Below are 18,613 nucleotides of genomic sequence, written 5' to 3'. Positions count from 1 at the left end.
GAGGTCGTACGCTATGAGACTGACATCTAAAGGACGTTATGCCGTAACTGCTATGCTGGACGTTGCCCTTCACTCCCATGAAGGCCCGGTTCCGCTGGCTGATATTTCTGAACGTCAGGGCATTTCGCTGTCGTATCTCGAGCAGTTATTCTCCCGATTGCGTAAAAATGGCTTAGTTTCCAGCGTGCGCGGTCCGGGCGGCGGTTATCTGTTAGGCAAAGAATCAAATGCTATCGCCGTCGGTGAAGTGATCACCGCGGTCGATGAGTCGGTTGACGCCACCAAATGCCAGGGCAAAGAAGGCTGCCAGGGCGGCGAGCGTTGCCTGACTCACGTCCTGTGGCGCGATCTGAGCGTGCGTATCAGTGACTTCCTGAACAATATCACCCTGGCTGAGCTGGTGAATAATCAGGAGATCCTTGACGTGGCCGATCGTCAGAACGCCAATGACAATCGTCGCTTCCAGAGCCCGCGCGCTCAGGAAATCAACGTCAATCTGCGCGCCTCGTAATCCCCGCTGTTGCGGCCCTAACTGCTAACGCGGGCGGGGCCGAATCTGCTATAAAGACGTATGATTTTTTATACGGAGCTGTAGCGCAATGAAATTACCGATTTACCTGGATTATGCCGCCACCACGCCGGCCGATCCGCGTGTGGCCAGCAAAATGATGCAGTTTCTGACGCTGGATGGCACGTTCGGTAATCCGGCATCCCGTTCTCACCGTTTTGGCTGGCAATCTGAAGAAGCGGTCGATGTGGCGCGCAATCAGGTGGCCGAACTGGTCAATGCCGATCCGCGTGAAATCGTTTTCACCTCGGGCGCCACCGAATCGGACAATCTTGCGATTAAAGGCGCAGCCCACGCTCATCAGGCGCGCGGCAAACATATCATCACCAGCCAGACTGAACACAAAGCCGTGCTCGACAGCTGCCAGCAACTGGAGCGGGAAGGCTTTGATGTGACCTACCTGAAACCGGCCGCCAACGGCATGATCAGCCCTGACATGCTGCGTGACGCCCTGCGCGACGACACCATTCTGGTCTCGATCATGCACGTCAATAATGAAATCGGGGTGATTCAGGATATCGCTGCGTTTGGTGAGCTGTGCCGTGAACGCGACATTCTGTTTCATGTGGATGCCACCCAGAGCGTCGGCAAGCTGCCGATCGATCTCAGCCTGTTGCCGGTTGATTTGATGTCCTTTTCCGCCCACAAACTGTATGGTCCGAAAGGGATCGGTGCGCTCTATGTGCGTCGTAAGCCGCGCGTGCAGATTGCCGCCCAGATCCACGGCGGTGGGCATGAGCGGGGTATGCGTTCGGGGACGCTGCCGGTACACCAGATTGTCGGAATGGGCGAAGCCTATCAGATCGCGGCGCAAGAGCGAGAAACTGAAATGGCACGTCTGCAGAGCCTGCGCGACCGGCTGTGGCAGGGTATCAGCACGCTGCCAGGCGTCACGCTTAACGGTGACCTGCAGCACAGCGCGGCCACTATACTTAACCTCAGTTTCGCCGACGTTGAGGGTGAATCGCTGATCATGGCGCTGAAAGATCTGGCGCTCTCCTCCGGTTCGGCCTGTACGTCGGCCAGCCTGGAGCCCTCTTATGTCCTGCGGGCGCTGGGTGTCAGTGAAGAGCTGGCCCACAGTTCGCTGCGGTTTTCGCTTGGCCGTTTTACCACCGAAGAAGAGATCGATTACGCCATTGCGCTGGTGCAGAAATCGGTGACGCGTCTGCGCGCCTTAATGTAACCGGCAGCTTACCGGCCTGATTCTGGAAACCGCGCCATTATTTGCGCTACGCTGGCATCCTCTGACGGAATCTGTTATCAGGTCTGTCTGCATCTTGCATGTAACATCTTATTAAATCCGCTTTAACAATCGGGCTGGATGAAACGAATAACGTCTATGGAGCTTCGCGATGACCACACAACCGATGAACATCACTCTTAGCAGCCAGCCCGCCGATGCGCGCTGGGGCGAAAAAGCCATTCTGAGCAGCAACGACAGCGGGATGACGCTGCACCTGACCGGCGCTGACGCGCTGATGACCCTTCAGCGAGCCGGCCGCAAACTGGATAGCCAGGGTATCCGCCACGTGGCGCTGACCGGCGAAGGCTGGCACCTTGAGCAGTGCTGGGCATTCTGGCAAGGCTACCGCGGTCCGAAAGGGCAGCGTCAGGTTGAGTGGCCGACGCTGGGTGAGCATGAGCAGGCGGAATTTGATCGTCGTCTGAAAATTATCGACTGGGTACGCAACACCATCAACCTGCCGGCCGAAGAGCTGGGCCCGGAACAGCTGGCGCACACGGCTATCGATCTGATCAGCGAAGTGGGCGGCAGCGCCGTCAGCTATCGCATCACCAAAGGTGAGGATCTGCGGGTCCAGGGTTATATGGGCCTGCATACGGTGGGACGCGGTTCCAGCCGTCCGCCGGTGCTGCTGGCGCTCGACTTTAATCCAACCGGTGACGACAGCGCACCGGTTTACGCCTGTCTGGTCGGCAAAGGTATTACCTTCGACACCGGCGGCTACAGCATGAAGCAGAGCAGCTTCATGGATTCGATGAAGTCCGATATGGGCGGCGCGGCCACCGTGACCGGTGCGCTGGCGATGGCCATTTCGCGCGGTCTGAATAAACGCGTCAAACTTTACCTCTGCTGTGCCGACAACATGGTCAGCAGCAACGCCTTCAAACTGGGCGATATTATTCGCTATCGCAACGGCAAATCGGTGGAAGTAATGAACACCGATGCGGAAGGACGCCTGGTACTGGCTGACGGTTTAATCGACGCCAGCGAGCAGAATCCGACGATGATCATCGACGCCGCCACCCTTACCGGTGCAGCTAAGACGGCGCTGGGTAACGATTATCACGCCCTGTTCACCTTTGATGAGGTGCTGGCGCAGTCGCTGATGGGCAGCGCGGTCAGTGAGAACGAGCCGTTCTGGCGTCTGCCGCTGGCCGAGTTCCATCGCAGCCATCTGCCGTCTAACTTTGCCGATCTCAATAATATCGCCAGCCCGGCACATGCGGCCGGTGCCAGCAGCGCGGCAGCGTTCCTCTCTTATTTCGTCAGCAACTACCAGCAGGGCTGGCTGCACATCGACTGTTCGGCGACCTACCGCAAAAGCGCGGTCGATCAGTGGGCCGCAGGCGCCACCGGCCTTGGTGTGCGCACGCTGGCTAACCTGTTACTGAAATAAGTGCTATTCCGCGGTGGCTTCAGCCGCCGCATTTTTAGAGAGTGACTATGAACCGTCTTGAAGAGGTGCTAAAGCTGGCGGCGACCGAGCCAGCTCACCGGCCCGAATTTTTTCAACTGCTGCTGGAATCGGACGTCTGGGTGCCGGGCGAAAGCACCGCGCAGCAACTTGATGCCAGCACGCCGGTCGATCTGCAGCACTGGGAAAAAGAGGATGGCAGCAGCATCATTCCGTTTTTCAGTTCAGAACAGGCGATGAGCGACGCGGTCAGCACTGAGCAGGCTTATCTGCGTCTGCCGGTGCGCACGCTGTTTGAAATGACCCGCGGCGAAACGCTGTTTCTCAATCCTAAGTTACCGACCGGCAAAGAGTTCTCGCCTGCCGAAATCACTCATCTGCTGGCGGAAGAGGGCAGCGCCCTGAGTCAGCAAACGGTGCTGGAAGGCGGGCAGTCGCTGCTGTTGTCTGAAGTAGCCGAACCGCCCGCGCAGATGGTTGACTCGCTGACCCAGCTGTTCAGCAAATATAAACAGGTGCGTCGTGCGTTTATCGCCAGCATCCGTGAGCGGGCCGATGAAGCGCCGAACCTGCTGATTGGTATTGAAGCGGACAGCGACATTGAGGCGATCATTCAGGCGGCGGGTAGCGTAGCGATGGATACGCTGCCGGACGATGCGCCGGTGGATCTGTGCGAAGTGACGGTGGAAGATCGCGGCATCAGCCACTTCTTTACCGCCCACATTACGCCGTTCTATGAGCGCCGCTGGGGCAGTTTCCTGCGCGACTTTAAAGGCAGCGAACGGATACTCTGATGAAAAAAGAGCGGCGCAATGGCCGCTCTTTTTTTACTTCGCAATCGGCAGGTCGTCGCGGCTGCCCCATTCACTCCAGGAACCGTCGTAAATCGCCGTCTGACGTGCGCCCAGCGCGGTCAGCGCCAGAATCACCACCGCCGCCGTCACGCCCGAACCACAGCTCGCCACCACCGGTTTTTCCGGATCAACCCCGGCGCGGGTGAACAGATCGCGCAGCTCAGCCAGCGGTTTCAGTTCGCCATTGACCACCAGGCTGTTCCACGGCACATTCAGGCTATTCGGAATGTGACCGCGCAGCAGACCGGGGCGTGGCTCATCCACTTCGGCGTTGAAACGATTGGCCGCACGAGCATCGATAATCTGTGCGCCGCCTTCATGACTGATCAGCAGGACATCGTTCAGCCGGCGGATCTGGCTTTCATCCGCGCTGGCTTCAAATTCGCCTTCCGGCAGCGAGACCGGACCCGTTGCAACCGGATAACCGGCCGCTTTCCAGCCCTGCAGGCCGCCGGCCAGAATCGAGACCTGCGCCACGCCAAAGAGGCGCAGCATCCACCAGGCGCGTGGCGCTGAGAACAGATTACCTTCGTCGTACACCACCAGATGTTTGTCGCTACTGATACCCAGCTCGCGCATCGCCACGGCAAAACGCTCGGCGCGCGGCAGCATGTGCGGATAGGGGCTGGTGTGATCCGACAGTTCTTCAATATTGAAGAAAGGCGCATCGGGCAGATGTTCCGCCAGATATTCGCCATTCACATCCCGGATCGTCTCCTGACCGGGCGGCAGCATACGGGTGTCCAGCACCTGCAGCGTCTCATCGTTGTAGTGTTCCTGTAACCAGTCGGCGGACACAAACAGTGGCGTCGTCATAACAACCTCATCTCAGTGATCTGTGCTGTCAGTGTCGGGCAATGCGGGCGCCATCTCAAGAGAAGCGTTGATTAAATGCGAGCATTGATATGAAATTGCGCAGCGTTACAAAACAACTCCTCTGGGACACGGTGAAGGATTTACCATGAAAAAACGCATTAACCCATGGCTGTTCAGCTTGCTGATCGGCGGCTCTCTGCTGGCAACCGCGGCCACTCCGGTTTTATCGGTCAGCGCGGCGGAAACCGCTGCCACCCAACAGGTCAGCAAGCCACTTGCGCTACTCGACCTCTCTGAGCTTCAGCTCGATGGCGCAGCCGCGCTGGTGTTAACCTTCAATCAGCCGCTGGATGATAAGCAGGATCTGACGCAAAAAGTCAGGCTGATCGATGATAAACAGGGCCAGGTTGACGGCGCCTGGGAGCTGTCAGAGAACCGCAAAGCGCTGCGCTTTCGCCATCCGGAGCCTTCACGTCAGTTTACCGTGACGCTGGAGCCGGGATTACGCGCCGCCAGCGGTGAGACGCTGCCTGCCGGCATCAGTAAAAAAGTGACAACCCGTGATATCGAACCGATGGTGGGCTTTGCCAGCCGTGGCTCGCTGCTGCCGCTGCGTCTCTCTCAGGGTTTGCCGGTACTGGCACTGAATGTCGATCAGGTTGATGTGGATTTTTTCCGGATAAAAAACGCGGGCCTGGCGGAATTTCTCTCGCAGTGGAACTACGGCAACAACCTCTCCAGCTGGCAGTCTCAGGAGTTGCTGAAAAGCAGCCAGCTGGTCTATTCCGGACGTTTTGAGCTCAACCCGGCGCGTAACACGCGTGAAAAGCTGCAACTGCCGATGCGTGATATTTCCGCACTTCAGCAACCGGGTGTCTATCTGGCGGTGATGAAGCAGGCCGGTACTTATCGCTACAGTCAGCCTGCCACGCTTTTCACTCTGAGTGATATCGGCCTGTCACTGCATCGCTTCCCGACCCAATTCGAACTGTTCGCTCAGAGTCTGGCAAACGGCCAGCCGCTTTCCGGAGTCAGCGTCAGGTTACTGGATGAGAAAGGACAGGTGCTGCAAAGCGGCACCATCGACAGTAGCGGTCATCTGCGCCTGAAGGCGGATGAAAAAGGGAAGCTGCTGCTGGCAGTGCAGGGTGAGCAGACCTCGATGATCGATCTGTCACGTCCGGCGCTGGATTTGGCCGAATTTCCGGTTGCCGGGCCGCAGGGCTATGACAAACAACTGTTTGTCTTTGGCCCGCGCGATATCTACCGACCTGGCGAAACGGTCATCGTTAATGCGCTGCTTCGTGATGCTGACGGACGCCCGTTGCCCGCGCAGCCGATTAAAGCGGAGCTGGTGCAGCCCGATGGCCAGGTGATGCAGACTTTTGTCTGGCAGCCTGACGCCGGATTCTACCAGCAGCGACTGTCGCTGCCCGCATCCGCCATGACCGGCGACTGGATGCTGCGGCTCAATACCGGCGATAACCTCAAGCGCCAGTGGCATTTCCACGTCGAAGATTTTCTGCCGGAACGCATGGCGTTAACCCTGAAAAACGATCCCCAGCCACAGCCTGCTGATGCCCGTGTTGAGTTCGGTATTGAGGGACGCTATCTCTATGGCGCACCTGCCGCGGGTAACACGTTACAGGGACAACTCTATCTGCGACCGGCACGCGAGGCGGTGGCTGCGTTGCCGGGCTACCAGTTTGGTGACATTACCGAAGAAGGTCTGAAGCGCACGCTGGATGAGGTGGATCTCAGGCTTGATGCCCAGGGTAAAGCGCAGCTTGAGGTAGAGAATCAGTGGGATCAGCTGCGCTCCCCGCTCAATCTGATCCTGCAGGCCAGCCTGCTTGAAACCGGCGGACGTCCGGTTACCCGTCGTGCCACTCAGGCCATCTGGCCGGCAGAAGTCCTGCCGGGTATCCGGCCGCTGTTCGGTAATAAAGCGGTTTATGACTACCGCAGTGACAGCTATCACGATGAGCCTACCGTGCCGGAACAGGGTCTGGCCGAATTCGACATTGTCTATGCCAACAGTCAGGGCAAAAAACTGGCGGCAGATAAGCTGGAAGTGCGCCTGATTCGCGAACGCCGTGATTACTACTGGAGTTTCTCTGACAGCGAAGGCTGGCAGGCGCGGTACGGCGACAAGGATCTGCAGGAAGATGAACGCGCCATCTCTGTCCCGGCTGACGGCAGTACTAAAATCAGCTTCCCGGTCGAGTGGGGCCACTACCGGCTGGAAGTGCAGGTGGGCGAAAAGATCGTCAGCAGCGTGCGGTTCCAGGCGGGTTATGACTGGCAGGATAACACCAATGGCACGGGCGCGTTGCGCCCGGATCAGGTGAGACTGAAGCTGGATAAAGCCGCTTACCAGCCGGGCGACACCGTGCATCTGCAGGTGGATTCACCGGCGGCCGGTAAAGGCTACCTGATGGTGGAGTCGAGCAGCGGCACCCTCTGGTGGCAACCGCTGACTGTTCCGCAGGGCGGCACAACGGTGGATGTGCCCGTGGCTGAGAGCTGGCAGCGTCACGATCTCTACTTCAGCGCCATCGTGGTGCGTGACGGGGATAAGGTCAGTGGCGCAACGCCAAAACGCGCGGTGGGGCTGTTGCATCTGCCGATGGCGACAGAGGCGCGCCGCTTAAATCTGACGCTGGATGCGCCCGATAAAATCCGTCCGGAACAAAACCTGACGGTAAAAGTTCACGCCAGTCGTGACGGTGGCCCGCTGCCAGAAAAAGTGAATGTGCTGCTGTCAGCGGTGGATAGCGGCGTACTGAGCGTGACAGATTTTAAAACGCCCGATCCGTGGCAGGCGTTCTTTGGCCGTAAACGCTACAACGTCGATCAGTATGACGTCTTTGGTCAGCTGATCGAAGGCGGTGGCCGGCTCGCGGCGCTGCGTTTTGGTGGCGATGGCGAAGATGAATCGATGACGCGCGGCGGCAAAAAGCCGGTGACGCACGTCAATATCGTGGCGCAGCAGTTACAGGCGGTGACGCTGGATAAAGAGGGCAACGGGTCAGTTACGCTGCCGATCCCGGCCTTTAACGGCGAACTGCGGCTGATGACTCAGGCCTAGAGCGACGACAGCTTCGGCGCGGCAGAGCGCAAACTGGTGGTCGCGGCGCCGCTGATCAGCGAACTGGCCACTCCACGTTTCCTTGCCAGCGGCGACACGGCATCACTGGCGCTGGATATCACTAACCTGACGGAGCTGCCGCAAACCCTGAAAGTGGATCTGAGCAGCAGTGGTTTAGTGGATCTGACCAGTGCTGCCAGCCAGAGCGTGACGCTGGCTAAAGGCGCACGCACCACAGTGCAGATTCCGGTCACCGCGAAAACCGGCTTTGGTGACGGTGAGGTCACCGTGCAGATTTCCGGTCTGAATCTGCCGGGTGAGCAGGTGAAGCCCAGCAAACAGCAGTGGAAAATCGGTGTCCGGCCACCTTATCCGGCCCGGACGCTGAATTTCGATGCCGTGATCAATCCCGATCAGCCGTGGCAGGTCGCGGCAGCCGCTTTCACCGGGCTGGAGGCTCAGACCCTGAGTGGACAGCTGACGCTGAGCAATCGCCCGCCGCTGAACATCGCCAGCTATATCAGTGCGCTTTACACCTATCCCTACGGCTGTCTGGAACAGACCAGCAGCGGCCTCTGGCCTTCTCTCTACACCAGCCATGCCGGGCTGACGGCCATGGGGATAAAAACCAGCAGTGATGAGGCGCGCCGGGCCGCAGTCAACACCGGCATTGCCCGTCTGGCGGGCATGCAGCGGGCCAACGGTAGCTTCGGGCTGTGGGATAAACAGAGTGAAGAGGAGTTCTGGCTGACGCCTTACGTGACGGACTTCCTGCTGCGCGCCAGCGAGGCGGGCTATGCGCTGCCGGATAACGTGGTTGATCGCGCTAACGCCCGGCTGCTGCGCTATCTGCAGGATCCCGCGCAGATCAGCGGTGGCAGCAGCGATAATAACGCCGCGCTGCAGTTCAGCGTTCAGGCTTACGCCGGACTGGTGCTGGCGCGTCAGCAGCGCGCGCCTCTGGGTGCGCTGCGCGTCTTGTATGAAAAACGGGACAAATCCCGCTCCGGCCTGGCGCTGATGCAGCTTGGCGTGGCGCTGAAGCTGATGGGTGACGGGCAACGTTCACAGCTGGCGATCATGCAGGGTGCCAGCCTGACGCGCTCAGATAAAGAGTGGTTTGGCGACTATGGCAGCAGGGTGCGCGATCAGGGAATGATGATAGCCCTGTTAGCAGAAAATCAACTGCAGCCTGATTTGCAGAATAGTCTGCTGCTGTCGCTGTCAAAAGAGGTTAACGGCAAACGCTGGTTCTCGACCCAGGAGAATAATGCGCTCTATCTTGCGGCCCATACTCTGCAGCGTGCGCAGGGCAGAAGCTGGCAGGCGATACTGGCGGGCGATCCACAGCCGCTACAGGGCGATGCACCGCTGAATAAAGGGCTGGCGGCTGAGCGACTGTTGCAGGGCTTAGCCATCAGTAATCCGGGCAGTGCGCCGCTGTATGGTCGTCTCGATGTCACCGGTTATCCACTGACCGCACCACAGCCGGAAAGCAATGTGCTCGGGATAAAACGTGAATACTTTACTCTGGATGGCAAAGCCGCCGATCTCAGCAGGCTGCGCAGTGGTGAGTTACTGGTGGTGCGTCTGACCGTTTCGTCGACGCGCAGCATCAAAGATGCGCTGGTGGTGGATCTGCTGCCTGCCGGGCTGGAGCTGGAAAACCAGAATCTGGCCGACAGCAGCGCCAGCCTCGGCGACAGTGCGGACGCGCTGAAGGAGAGCATGGGTGATATGCAGCAGGCTGACATTAAGCACATTGAGTTCCGTGACGATCGCTTTGTGGCGGCACTGGCGGTGGATACTTATCGTCCCGCCACGCTGATCTATCTGGCGCGGGCAGTCACACCGGGTCGCTACCTGATGCCGCCGCCGCAGGTCGAGTCGATGTATGTGCCGGAGTGGCGCGCCACTGGCAGCACGCCATCGCAGCTGCACATCCAGTAAGTGACGTCAGGCGTGATTAACATCGGCACTATTAAAAAGCGGTGGCTCGCGCTGCCGCTTTTTTTTCTGGCACTGTGGCTGGCGACGTGGGGACTGGATCGGCTGTTCCCGTTGCCGCTTAAACAGGTCCAGCCTGCGCGGGTGATTGTTGCCAGCGACGGTACGCCATTGTGGCGCTTTGCTGACAGCCGGGGGATCTGGCGCTATCCGGTGACGCCAGAGGAGGTGGCTCCGGCCTATCTGCAGGCGCTGCTGACCTATGAAGATCGCTGGTTCTGGTATCACCCCGGCATCAATCCACTGGCTCTGCTGCGCGCCGCCTGGCAGGATCTGCGTCATCAGAGCGTGATCTCTGGCGGCAGCACCCTGACCATGCAGGTGGCACGCCTTATTGACCCGCAACCCCGTACGCTGCGCGGCAAGCTGATTCAGGCGTGGCGTGCGCTGCAGCTGGAGTGGCATCTTTCCAAACGTGACATCCTGACGCTCTACCTTAACCGCGCGCCCTTTGGCGGCACGCTGGAAGGGATAGGTGCGGCCAGCTGGAGCTGGCTGGGAAAAGCACCGTCGCAATTGACGCGCGGTGAGGCGGCGCTGCTGGCGGTTTTACCGCAGGCACCCAGCCGTCTGCGGCCCGATCGCTGGCCGGAGCGGGCGGAAGCCGCCCGTAATAAAGTGCTGGATAGGCTGGCGCAATACCGCATCTGGTCCCCTGAACAGGTGGCGGAGATTCGTCAGGAACCGGTCTGGTTGCCGCCGCGGCAGATGCCGCAGATGGCTCCATTGCTGGCCCGGCGTATGCTGTCGATCAGCCGCAGCGATAAGATTGTCTCCACGCTCGACCCTTCTTTGCAGCGTGATCTGGAAAGTCTGGCGCTGAATGTAAAAAATCAGCTTCCGCCGCGCACCTCGCTGGCGATGCTGGTAGTGGATCACACCACCATGGCGGTGCGTGGCTACGTCGGCTCGGCTGACTTTACCGATGACAGCCGTTTTGGACATGTAGATATGATCGCCAGCGTGCGTTCGCCTGGCTCGGTGTTAAAACCCTTTATTTACGGCATGGCGCTGGACGAGGGGCTGATCCATGCCGAATCGCTGCTGCAGGATGTGCCGCGTCGCTTTGGTGATTACCGGCCAGGTAACTTTGACACCGGTTTTCACGGCCCGGTCAGCGCCAGCGAGGCGCTGGTGCGATCCCTGAATCTGCCCGCCGTCCAGTTACTGGAGGCGCTGGGGCCGAAAAATGCGGCGGCACGTCTGCGCAATGTGGGCCTGAACTTACGTTTTCCGCCCGGCGCTGAACCTAATCTTTCGTTAATTCTTGGCGGCACCGGGGCGCGCATGGATGAGATCGTGGCCGCCTACAGCGCCTTTGCCCGCCACGGCAATGCCGCTCAGCTGCGCTGGACGCCCGATCAACCCTTGCAACAGCGGCGGCTGCTGTCGCCGGAAGCAGCGTGGATTGTCCGGCGTATCCTGGCCGGTGAAGCGCAGCCGGCAGGCAATGGCCGCGTACCCGACGTGGTGCCTCTGGCCTGGAAAACCGGCACCAGTTACGGCTATCGCGATGCCTGGTCGGTGGGAATCAATCCCCGTTATCTGATTGGCGTCTGGGTCGGGCGACCGGATGCGACTCCGGTGGCCGGGCAGTTTGGTTTTGCCTCTGCTGTTCCCGTCATGAACCAGATCAACAGTGTGCTGATGAGCCGCCTCGGCAGGCGTGAGGTGCCGGCTGATCCGCGTCCGGCCTCGGTAACGGTAGCAACTATTTGCTGGCCTGGCGGTCAGCCGCTGCCCGCCGGAGACGAGAATTGCCGCCAGCGGCGGCAAAGCTGGGTCGCCGCGAATACGCAGCCGCCAACCCTGCTGGCGCCTGGCCAGGAGAGCCTCAGCGGGTTGCGCATCGGCTACTGGCAGAATGCGCAGGGACTGCGTGTGGCAGCAGATTGCCCCAACGCCACCCGTCACGAGCGGCTGGTCTGGCCGCTGCCGCTGGAAGCCTGGCTGCCGCCTCATGAACGGCGGGCGCAACGCTTACCGCCTGTTGATACCCATTGTCCGCCGTTACAGCAGGGCAGCAGCGCACCGCTGATCGTCACCGGCGTGACTGAGCGGCAGATCGTCAAGCCGCTGCCAGGCAACGGCTCGCTGGTGATCCCGGTGGCGGTTCAGGGAGGGCAGGGCGAACAGCGCTGGTGGTTCCTGAATGGCGAGCCTCTGATGACGCAAAACGCCGCGGATAATCTGTCGCTGCATCTTGATCATCCAGGGGATTATCAGCTGGTGGTGATGGATGAGGTGGGCCAGCTCGCCTCCGTCAGCTTCACCCGGCTGTGATGGTTTTTTGCGCTAAATCAGAGTTGCGGCCGCTTTGCTCCGATTCAGATCAAGATTTTTCAATAAATTGCGGATCTCTGATAGGCAACGCCAGGCTCTGCCCCTATAATCGGCGCCGTTTCTTAGCCGGGGCGTGCGCCTCCGGTTTCTTCAGGACGTCAAGACAGAGGTCAACATGGCAATCGAACGTACTTTTTCTATCATCAAGCCAAACGCCGTCGCTAAAAACGTGATCGGTGCCATCTACAACCGTTTTGAAAGCGCAGGCTTCAAAATCGTTGGCGCAAAAATGCTGCAGCTGAGCAAAGAGCAGGCTGAAGGTTTCTACGCTGAGCATCAGGGCAAGCCATTCTTCGACGGTCTGGTTGAATTTATGACCTCTGGCCCGGTTGTGGTTTCTGTGCTGGAAGGTGAAAACGCCGTTCAGCGTCACCGTGACCTGATGGGTGCCACTAACCCGGCAAACGCGCTGGCTGGCACGCTGCGTGCTGACTACGCTGACAGCTTCACCGAGAACGCGACCCACGGTTCAGATTCAGCAGAATCTGCTGCCCGTGAAATCGCTTACTTCTTCGGCGAAAACGAAATCTGCCCGCGTACCCGTTAATCGCCTGGCGATTAACCACCGGCTGACTTTACAAAAATCTGCCTGAGGGAGGCGACTCCTGCCTGTTATCAGGCCGCAGATGTTGTACAATATTGCGCCTTCATTGACTCCGCTTAATGAAGGCGCAATTTTTTACCTATTCCTGAACAGCGCCATAACGTGTAACAACGAGGCCAGAGAACATTATGTCTGAACAGATTGTGACGCCCGCGTCCGCATCCCCAATTGCCGTTTCCCCCAAGAGCCAAAAAATTAACCTGCTGGATCTCAACCGTCAGCAGATGCGCGAATTTTTCCTGTCGCTCGGTGAAAAGCCGTTCCGCGCTGACCAGGTCATGAAGTGGATCTATCACTACTGCTGCGATGATTTTGAGCAGATGACCGACATCAACAAAAAGCTGCGCACCCGGCTGATGGAGCTGACCGAAATCCGCGCGCCGGAAGTGGCGGAAGAGATGCGTTCCACCGATGGCACCATTAAATGGGCGATTCGCGTGGGCGATCAGCTGGTTGAAACCGTCTATATTCCGGAAGGCGACCGCGCCACGCTGTGTGTCTCGTCGCAGGTGGGCTGCGCGCTGGAGTGTAAATTCTGTTCGACTGCGCAGCAGGGCTTTAACCGTAACCTGCGGGTATCGGAAATCATTGGTCAGGTATGGCGCGCGGCGAAGATTGTTGGTGCAGCCAAAATTACCGGCCAGCGTCCGATCACCAACGTGGTGATGATGGGCATGGGCGAACCTTTGCTCAACCTGAACAACGTCGTGCCGGCGATGGAGATCATGCTGGATGACTTCGGTTTTGGTTTATCGAAGCGTCGCGTGACCCTTTCGACCTCCGGCGTGGTGCCGGCGCTCGACAAACTGGGCGATATGATTGACGTTGCGCTGGCGATCTCGCTGCACGCCCCCAATGACAAACTGCGTGACGATATCGTCCCGATCAACAAAAAATATAATATCGAAACCTTCCTGGCCGCGGTTAAACGCTACATCGGGAAGTCGAATGCCAATCAGGGGCGCGTCACTATCGAGTACGTCTTGCTGGATCATGTGAACGACAGCACTGACGATGCGCATGAGCTTGCCGCCTTACTGAAAGAGACGCCGTGCAAAATCAACCTGATTCCGTGGAACCCCTTCCCGGGCGCACCTTATGGCCGCAGCTCTAACAGCCGCATCGATCGCTTCTCCAAGGTGCTGATGGACTACGGTTTCACCACCATCGTGCGTAAAACCCGTGGTGATGATATTGATGCCGCCTGTGGTCAGCTGGCGGGCGAAGTGATCGACCGTACCAAGCGGACGATGCGGAAAAAAATGGCCGGTGAAGCGATATCTGTGAAGGCGCTCTGAAACCGTGACCGTTAACGTTTCCTGAGGGTGTGACGCGTGGCAGGCTTAACGCTGCTAACGTCAACCCAATGGAAACGATGATGCGTAAGGGATTACCTGTGGCTTTACTGGCCCTGTTTGTTGTAAGCGGGTGTGTCAGCCACACTCAGCAACCCGGTGCGGCAGAAGTGCGTCTACAGTTAGGTATGCATTACCTGGCGAGCGGTGATGAAGAAGCCGCTGAGCGTAATTTCCTGCGAGCGCAGGCGGCGGCACCGGATGATTATCGGATATCACTGGCGCTGGCCCGGCTGGCGCAAATGCAGGGTAATCGTGCTGCCGCACAGGCCCATTACCAGCTGGCACAACAGCAGGCCCCGCAGAATGGTTTTGTCGCTAACAATTACGGTGCGTTTCTTTGCACTTTAAGGCAGTATGGCGAAGCGCATCAACAGTTTAGTCGGGCAGGCGATGCGCAGCAGGTTGACGCTCGCATCGATGCGCTTGAACTGGCGGGATTTTGTTATCTGCAGGCAGGCGAGTTTGCCACGGCACGGCGTACATTACAGCAGGCGCTGGAGTCCGACGATCGCAAAGCCGGATCGGTGCTGAGTGAAGCTGAAAAGCTGCTGGCTGAAAACCAGCTGACCAGTGCGCAGATTTTGCTCGAGATTTACCAGCAACAGCGGCCCGAAACGGCACGCAGTCTGGCGTTACACTTACGTTTCGCCGCGCTACAGGGGAATGCCGCTGACGTTTCACGTTATGGCGACCGGTTAGCGCGACGTTTTCCGCAATCGATACAGTACCAGCGTTATTTAGCTAATGAATACTGAAGCCACTCAAGAGAACTCTGCAGTACATTCAACAGGTGAACGCCTGCGTCTGGCCCGTGAGCAGATGGGGCTGACGCAGCAGAACGTCGCTGAACGCCTGTGTCTGAAACTTTCTACCGTGCGTGACATTGAGGAAGATAAATCGCCAGCCGATTTAGCCTCTACCTTTCTGCGCGGCTACATTCGCTCCTACGCCCGACTGGTGCATATTCCTGAAGAGGAACTGCTGCCAATGATGGCGAAACAGACGCCGGTTCGTGCAGCAAAAATCGAACCGATGCAAAGTTTCTCTTTGGGTAAGCGCCGCAAAAAGCGTGACGGCTGGTTGATGATTTTCACCTGGCTGGTGCTGTTTGTGGTGGTTGGCCTGACGGGCGCCTGGTGGTGGCAGAATCATAAAGCCTCACAGGATGATCTGGTGTCGATGGCCGACCAGAATGGCAGCAGTGGTGATGGTCAGTCTATTCCGCTGGGTGAATCCAGCGGTGACAGCACTACCCCAGCCGCACCCGATGAAAGTAACAATGTGCCGCTGGCGGCTGACAACAGCGCCGCCAGCGTACCAGCCAGTGCGGCTCCGGCCGCCAGTGCCAGCAATAGCAATACCGCGCCTGCAGCGCAGCCGGACAACAGCAACAATGCGGTGGTTTCACCCAGCCAGGCACCGGTAGACAATACCGCTGCCGCGCCAGCGGCAACCCCCAACAGTGCCAGCACCGCACCGCAGATGCCGGTGGGCGCAGCGGCAGTCAGTGAACCGGCTACCGATCCGAATGCAGTGGTGATGACCTTTAACGCCGACTGCTGGCTGGAAGTGAGTGATGCGACCGGTAAAAAACTGTTCAGCGGCCTGCAGCGTAGCGGTGGTAAACTCAGTCTCGCAGGAACCGCTCCGTATCGTCTGAAAATTGGCGCTCCTTCCGCGGTTCAGGTGCAATATCAGAATCAGCCCGTTGATTTAAGTCGTTTTATCCGTAATAACCAGGTTGCTCGCCTGACGTTGGGTGCGCAATAACAGCGTATCGCGTACCGGGCAATTGTGGAGAAGAAATATGCATAACGAAGCACCCATTATCCGCCGTAAATCCAAACGTATTTACGTCGGCAAGGTGCCAGTCGGTGACGGCGCGCCAATCGCTGTTCAATCGATGACGAACACCCGCACCACTGACGTGGCGGCGACGGTCAATCAGATCAAAGCCCTTGAGCGCGTCGGTGTCGACATCGTCCGCATTTCGGTGCCGACGATGGATGCTGCAGAAGCATTCAGACTGATTAAACAGCAGGTGAACGTCCCGCTGGTGGCCGATATCCATTTTGACTATCGCATTGCATTGAAAGTCGCCGAATATGGCGTCGATTGCCTGCGCATCAATCCCGGCAATATCGGGAACAATGAGCGCATCCGCATGGTGGTTGACTGTGCACGCGATAACAATATCCCGATCCGAATTGGCGTTAACGCCGGTTCGCTGGAAAAAGATCTGCAGGAAAAGTATGGCGAGCCGACGCCGCAGGCGCTGCTGGAATCCGCCATGCGCCATGTCGATCATCTCGATCGCCTTAACTTCGATCAGTTCAAAGTTAGCGTAAAAGCCTCTGACGTCTTCCTGGCGGTTGAATCGTACCGTCTGCTGGCGAAACAGATTGAGCAGCCACTGCATCTCGGCATCACCGAAGCGGGCGGCGCGCGTGCCGGCGCAGTGAAATCGGCCATCGGGCTGGGTTTACTGCTGTCAGAAGGCATCGGCGACACGCTGCGTATTTCGCTGGCGGCCGATCCGGTTGAAGAGGTGAAAGTCGGTTTCGACATCCTCAAGTCACTGCGCATTCGCTCTCGTGGGATCAATTTCATCGCTTGCCCAACCTGCTCACGTCAGGAGTTTGACGTTATCGGCACGGTCAACGCGCTGGAGCAGCGTCTGGAAGATCTGATCACGCCGATGGACGTTTCCATTATCGGTTGTGTGGTCAACGGGCCAGGTGAAGCAACCCTCTCCACGCTGGGCGTGACCGGCGGCAACAAGAAAAGCGGCTTCTACGAAGATGGCGTGCGTCAGCGCGATCGTCTCGATAACAACGATATGATCGATCAGCTGGAAGCGCGCATTCGTGCCAAAGCATCGATGCTGGATGCCAGCCGCCGTATTGATGTGCAGCATCTGGAAAAATAATGGCGTGCGCGGTTTGCGTACGTGACTTTTTTGACTGAACCTGTGCGGTTTCATCCTCATAAGGTATGATGCCGGACAGGTTTTTTTGCATTAAGAGATTCTAACGTGGCGAAGAATATTCAGGCGATTCGCGGGATGAACGATTACCTGCCTGCGGATACCGCCATCTGGCAACGGATTGAAAGCGTTCTTAAACAGACGCTGGCGAGCTACGGTTACAGCGAAATTCGCTTACCGCTGGTGGAGCAGACCCCGCTGTTTAAACGTGCCATCGGTGAAGTCACCGATGTGGTTGAAAAAGAGATGTACACCTTCGAGGATCGCAACGGCGAAAGCCTGACGCTGCGTCCGGAAGGGACCGCAGGCTGCGTGCGCGCCGGTATTGAACACGGTTTACTCTACAACCAGGAACAGCGCCTGTGGTACATGGGCCCGATGTTCCGCTATGAGCGTCCGCAGAAGGGACGCTACCGTCAGTTTTACCAGATGGGCGTCGAGGTGTTTGGCCTGCAGGGCCCGGACATCGACGCTGAATTGATTATGCTTAACGCCCGCTGGTGGAAAGCATTGGGTATCGCCGATCACGTTCGCCTTGAACTCAACTCCATTGGCTCCCTTGAAGCCCGCGCCCGCTATCGCGATGCGCTGGTCGCCTTCCTTGAGCAGCACAAAGAGGTGCTGGATGAGGATTGCAAACGCCGCATGTACAGTAATCCAATGCGGGTACTGGACAGCAAAAACCCCGAGATTCAGCAACTGCTGAACGATGCGCCACAACTCGGCGACTACCTGGACGAAGAATCACGCGAACATTTCAACGGCCTCTGTGCGCTGCTGGATGACGCCGGTATCGCCTACACCATTAACCAGCGCCTGGTGCGCGGGCTTGATTACTACAATCGTACGGTGATTGAGTGGGTGACCGACAGCCTCGGTTCACAGGGTACGGTGTGTGGCGGCGGTCGCTATGATGGCCTGGTGGAACAGCTCGGCGGACGTGCAACGCCAGCCGTCGGCTTTGCCATGGGCATGGAGCGTCTGGTGCTGCTGGTTCAGGCGGTGAATCCCGATTTTGAACCGACGAGCAATGTGGATGTCTATGTAATCGCTTCGGGTCAGGGCGTGCAGTCTGCTGCGATGCAACTGGCGGAGAAACTGCGTGATGAAGCGCCAGAACTGCGGTTGATGACCAACTTCGGTGGCGGCAACTTTAAAAAACAGTTTGCTCGTGCTGACAAGTGGGGCGCTCGCGTCGCGCTGGTGTTAGGCGAGGATGAAGTGAAGGCCGGTCAGGTCGTGATTAAAGATCTACGCCGTGGCGAGCAGCAAACGCTGGCTCAGGCAGAGGCTGCTGCTGTTTTGCGCACGCTGTTACAGTAAGCG

At 58.4% G+C, this 18,613-nt stretch carries 12 protein-coding genes and 1 pseudogene; 12 read left to right on the top strand and 1 reads right to left on the bottom strand.

Annotation, left to right across the window (positions count from 1 at the left end):
• The first annotated feature begins 13 nt into the window (after window positions 1–13).
• From iscR to sseB, 4 genes are all read left to right on the top strand, one after another.
• Window positions 14–511, top strand: coding sequence for a Fe-S cluster assembly transcriptional regulator IscR (gene iscR, locus WFK59_RS10385; RefSeq protein WP_233987376.1), 498 nt, complete (start codon window positions 14–16; stop codon window positions 509–511).
• Window positions 512–599: 88 nt separating this feature from the next.
• Window positions 600–1,754 carry an IscS subfamily cysteine desulfurase gene (locus tag WFK59_RS10380; protein ID WP_233987377.1) on the top strand — a complete coding sequence of 385 codons (1,155 nt, stop codon included), beginning with the start codon at window positions 600–602 and terminating at the stop codon, window positions 1,752–1,754.
• A gap of 169 nt (window positions 1,755–1,923) precedes the next feature.
• Window positions 1,924–3,210, top strand: a complete 1,287-nt coding sequence (gene pepB / locus WFK59_RS10375) for an aminopeptidase PepB (protein WP_233987378.1) — start codon at window positions 1,924–1,926, stop codon at window positions 3,208–3,210.
• A gap of 47 nt (window positions 3,211–3,257) precedes the next feature.
• Window positions 3,258–4,022, top strand: a complete 765-nt coding sequence (gene sseB, locus WFK59_RS10370) for an enhanced serine sensitivity protein SseB (protein ID WP_094119748.1) — start codon at window positions 3,258–3,260, stop codon at window positions 4,020–4,022.
• A 33-nt stretch (window positions 4,023–4,055) separates the two neighbouring features.
• Here sseB and sseA read toward each other — a convergent pair whose 3' ends face one another.
• Window positions 4,056–4,898, bottom strand: coding sequence for a 3-mercaptopyruvate sulfurtransferase (gene sseA, locus WFK59_RS10365; RefSeq protein ID WP_233987379.1), 843 nt, complete (start codon window positions 4,896–4,898; stop codon window positions 4,056–4,058).
• A 145-nt stretch (window positions 4,899–5,043) separates the two neighbouring features.
• Between sseA and WFK59_RS10360 the strand changes: the two are divergent.
• The 8 genes and pseudogenes from WFK59_RS10360 to hisS all read left to right on the top strand — a co-directional run bounded on the left by WFK59_RS10360 (window position 5,044) and on the right by hisS (window position 18,610).
• A pseudogene (locus WFK59_RS10360) lies at window positions 5,044–9,939 on the top strand (alpha-2-macroglobulin family protein).
• A 12-nt stretch (window positions 9,940–9,951) separates the two neighbouring features.
• Complete coding sequence (pbpC, locus tag WFK59_RS10355) at window positions 9,952–12,279, top strand: peptidoglycan glycosyltransferase PbpC (protein ID WP_442956305.1); 2,328 nt, start codon at window positions 9,952–9,954, stop codon at window positions 12,277–12,279.
• A 175-nt stretch (window positions 12,280–12,454) separates the two neighbouring features.
• Entirely contained in the window at window positions 12,455–12,886 is a 432-nt protein-coding gene (gene ndk / locus WFK59_RS10350) for a nucleoside-diphosphate kinase (RefSeq protein WP_003848684.1), read from the top strand.
• A 185-nt stretch (window positions 12,887–13,071) separates the two neighbouring features.
• Complete coding sequence (locus WFK59_RS10345) at window positions 13,072–14,241, top strand: bifunctional tRNA (adenosine(37)-C2)-methyltransferase TrmG/ribosomal RNA large subunit methyltransferase RlmN (protein ID WP_233987382.1); 1,170 nt, start codon at window positions 13,072–13,074, stop codon at window positions 14,239–14,241.
• A gap of 80 nt (window positions 14,242–14,321) precedes the next feature.
• A complete protein-coding gene (gene pilW, locus WFK59_RS10340) occupies window positions 14,322–15,056 on the top strand; it encodes a type IV pilus biogenesis/stability protein PilW (RefSeq protein WP_336755731.1) in 735 nt (244 codons plus the stop codon).
• Window positions 15,046–16,071, top strand: a complete 1,026-nt coding sequence (rodZ, locus tag WFK59_RS10335) for a cytoskeleton protein RodZ (protein WP_233987383.1) — start codon at window positions 15,046–15,048, stop codon at window positions 16,069–16,071. The genes pilW and rodZ overlap by 11 nt, the downstream gene beginning before the upstream one ends.
• A 37-nt stretch (window positions 16,072–16,108) precedes the next feature.
• Window positions 16,109–17,230 (top strand): flavodoxin-dependent (E)-4-hydroxy-3-methylbut-2-enyl-diphosphate synthase, encoded by a 1,122-nt coding sequence (gene ispG / locus WFK59_RS10330; RefSeq protein WP_233987384.1) that lies wholly within the window; start codon window positions 16,109–16,111, stop codon window positions 17,228–17,230.
• Between the two features lie 105 nt (window positions 17,231–17,335).
• The gene (gene hisS, locus WFK59_RS10325; protein WP_336755730.1) at window positions 17,336–18,610 is read left to right on the top strand and encodes a histidine--tRNA ligase; all 1,275 of its coding nucleotides are present in this window, start codon (window positions 17,336–17,338) and stop codon (window positions 18,608–18,610) included.
• Window positions 18,611–18,613: the final 3 nt, after the last annotated feature.

Origin of the sequence: Pantoea sp. USHLN298 (assembly GCF_037149395.1) — a bacterium.
GTDB lineage: Bacteria > Pseudomonadota > Gammaproteobacteria > Enterobacterales > Enterobacteriaceae > Pantoea > Pantoea astica.
This window is presented reverse-complemented; position numbering and strand designations above follow the sequence as displayed.

Bases quoted from the DNA above. Each gene is read 5' to 3' on its own strand.
- iscR (WP_233987376.1), top strand. From the start codon at position 14: ATGAGACTGACATCTAAAGGACGTTATGCCGTAACTGCTATGCTGGAC.
- WFK59_RS10380 (WP_233987377.1), top strand. From the start codon at position 600: ATGAAATTACCGATTTACCTGGATTATGCCGCCACCACGCCGGCCGAT.
- pepB (WP_233987378.1), top strand. From the start codon at position 1,924: ATGACCACACAACCGATGAACATCACTCTTAGCAGCCAGCCCGCCGAT.
- sseB (WP_094119748.1), top strand. From the start codon at position 3,258: ATGAACCGTCTTGAAGAGGTGCTAAAGCTGGCGGCGACCGAGCCAGCT.
- sseA (WP_233987379.1), bottom strand. From the start codon at position 4,898: ATGACGACGCCACTGTTTGTGTCCGCCGACTGGTTACAGGAACACTAC.
- ndk (WP_003848684.1), top strand. From the start codon at position 12,455: ATGGCAATCGAACGTACTTTTTCTATCATCAAGCCAAACGCCGTCGCT.
- WFK59_RS10345 (WP_233987382.1), top strand. From the start codon at position 13,072: ATGTCTGAACAGATTGTGACGCCCGCGTCCGCATCCCCAATTGCCGTT.
- pilW (WP_336755731.1), top strand. From the start codon at position 14,322: ATGCGTAAGGGATTACCTGTGGCTTTACTGGCCCTGTTTGTTGTAAGC.
- rodZ (WP_233987383.1), top strand. From the start codon at position 15,046: ATGAATACTGAAGCCACTCAAGAGAACTCTGCAGTACATTCAACAGGT.
- ispG (WP_233987384.1), top strand. From the start codon at position 16,109: ATGCATAACGAAGCACCCATTATCCGCCGTAAATCCAAACGTATTTAC.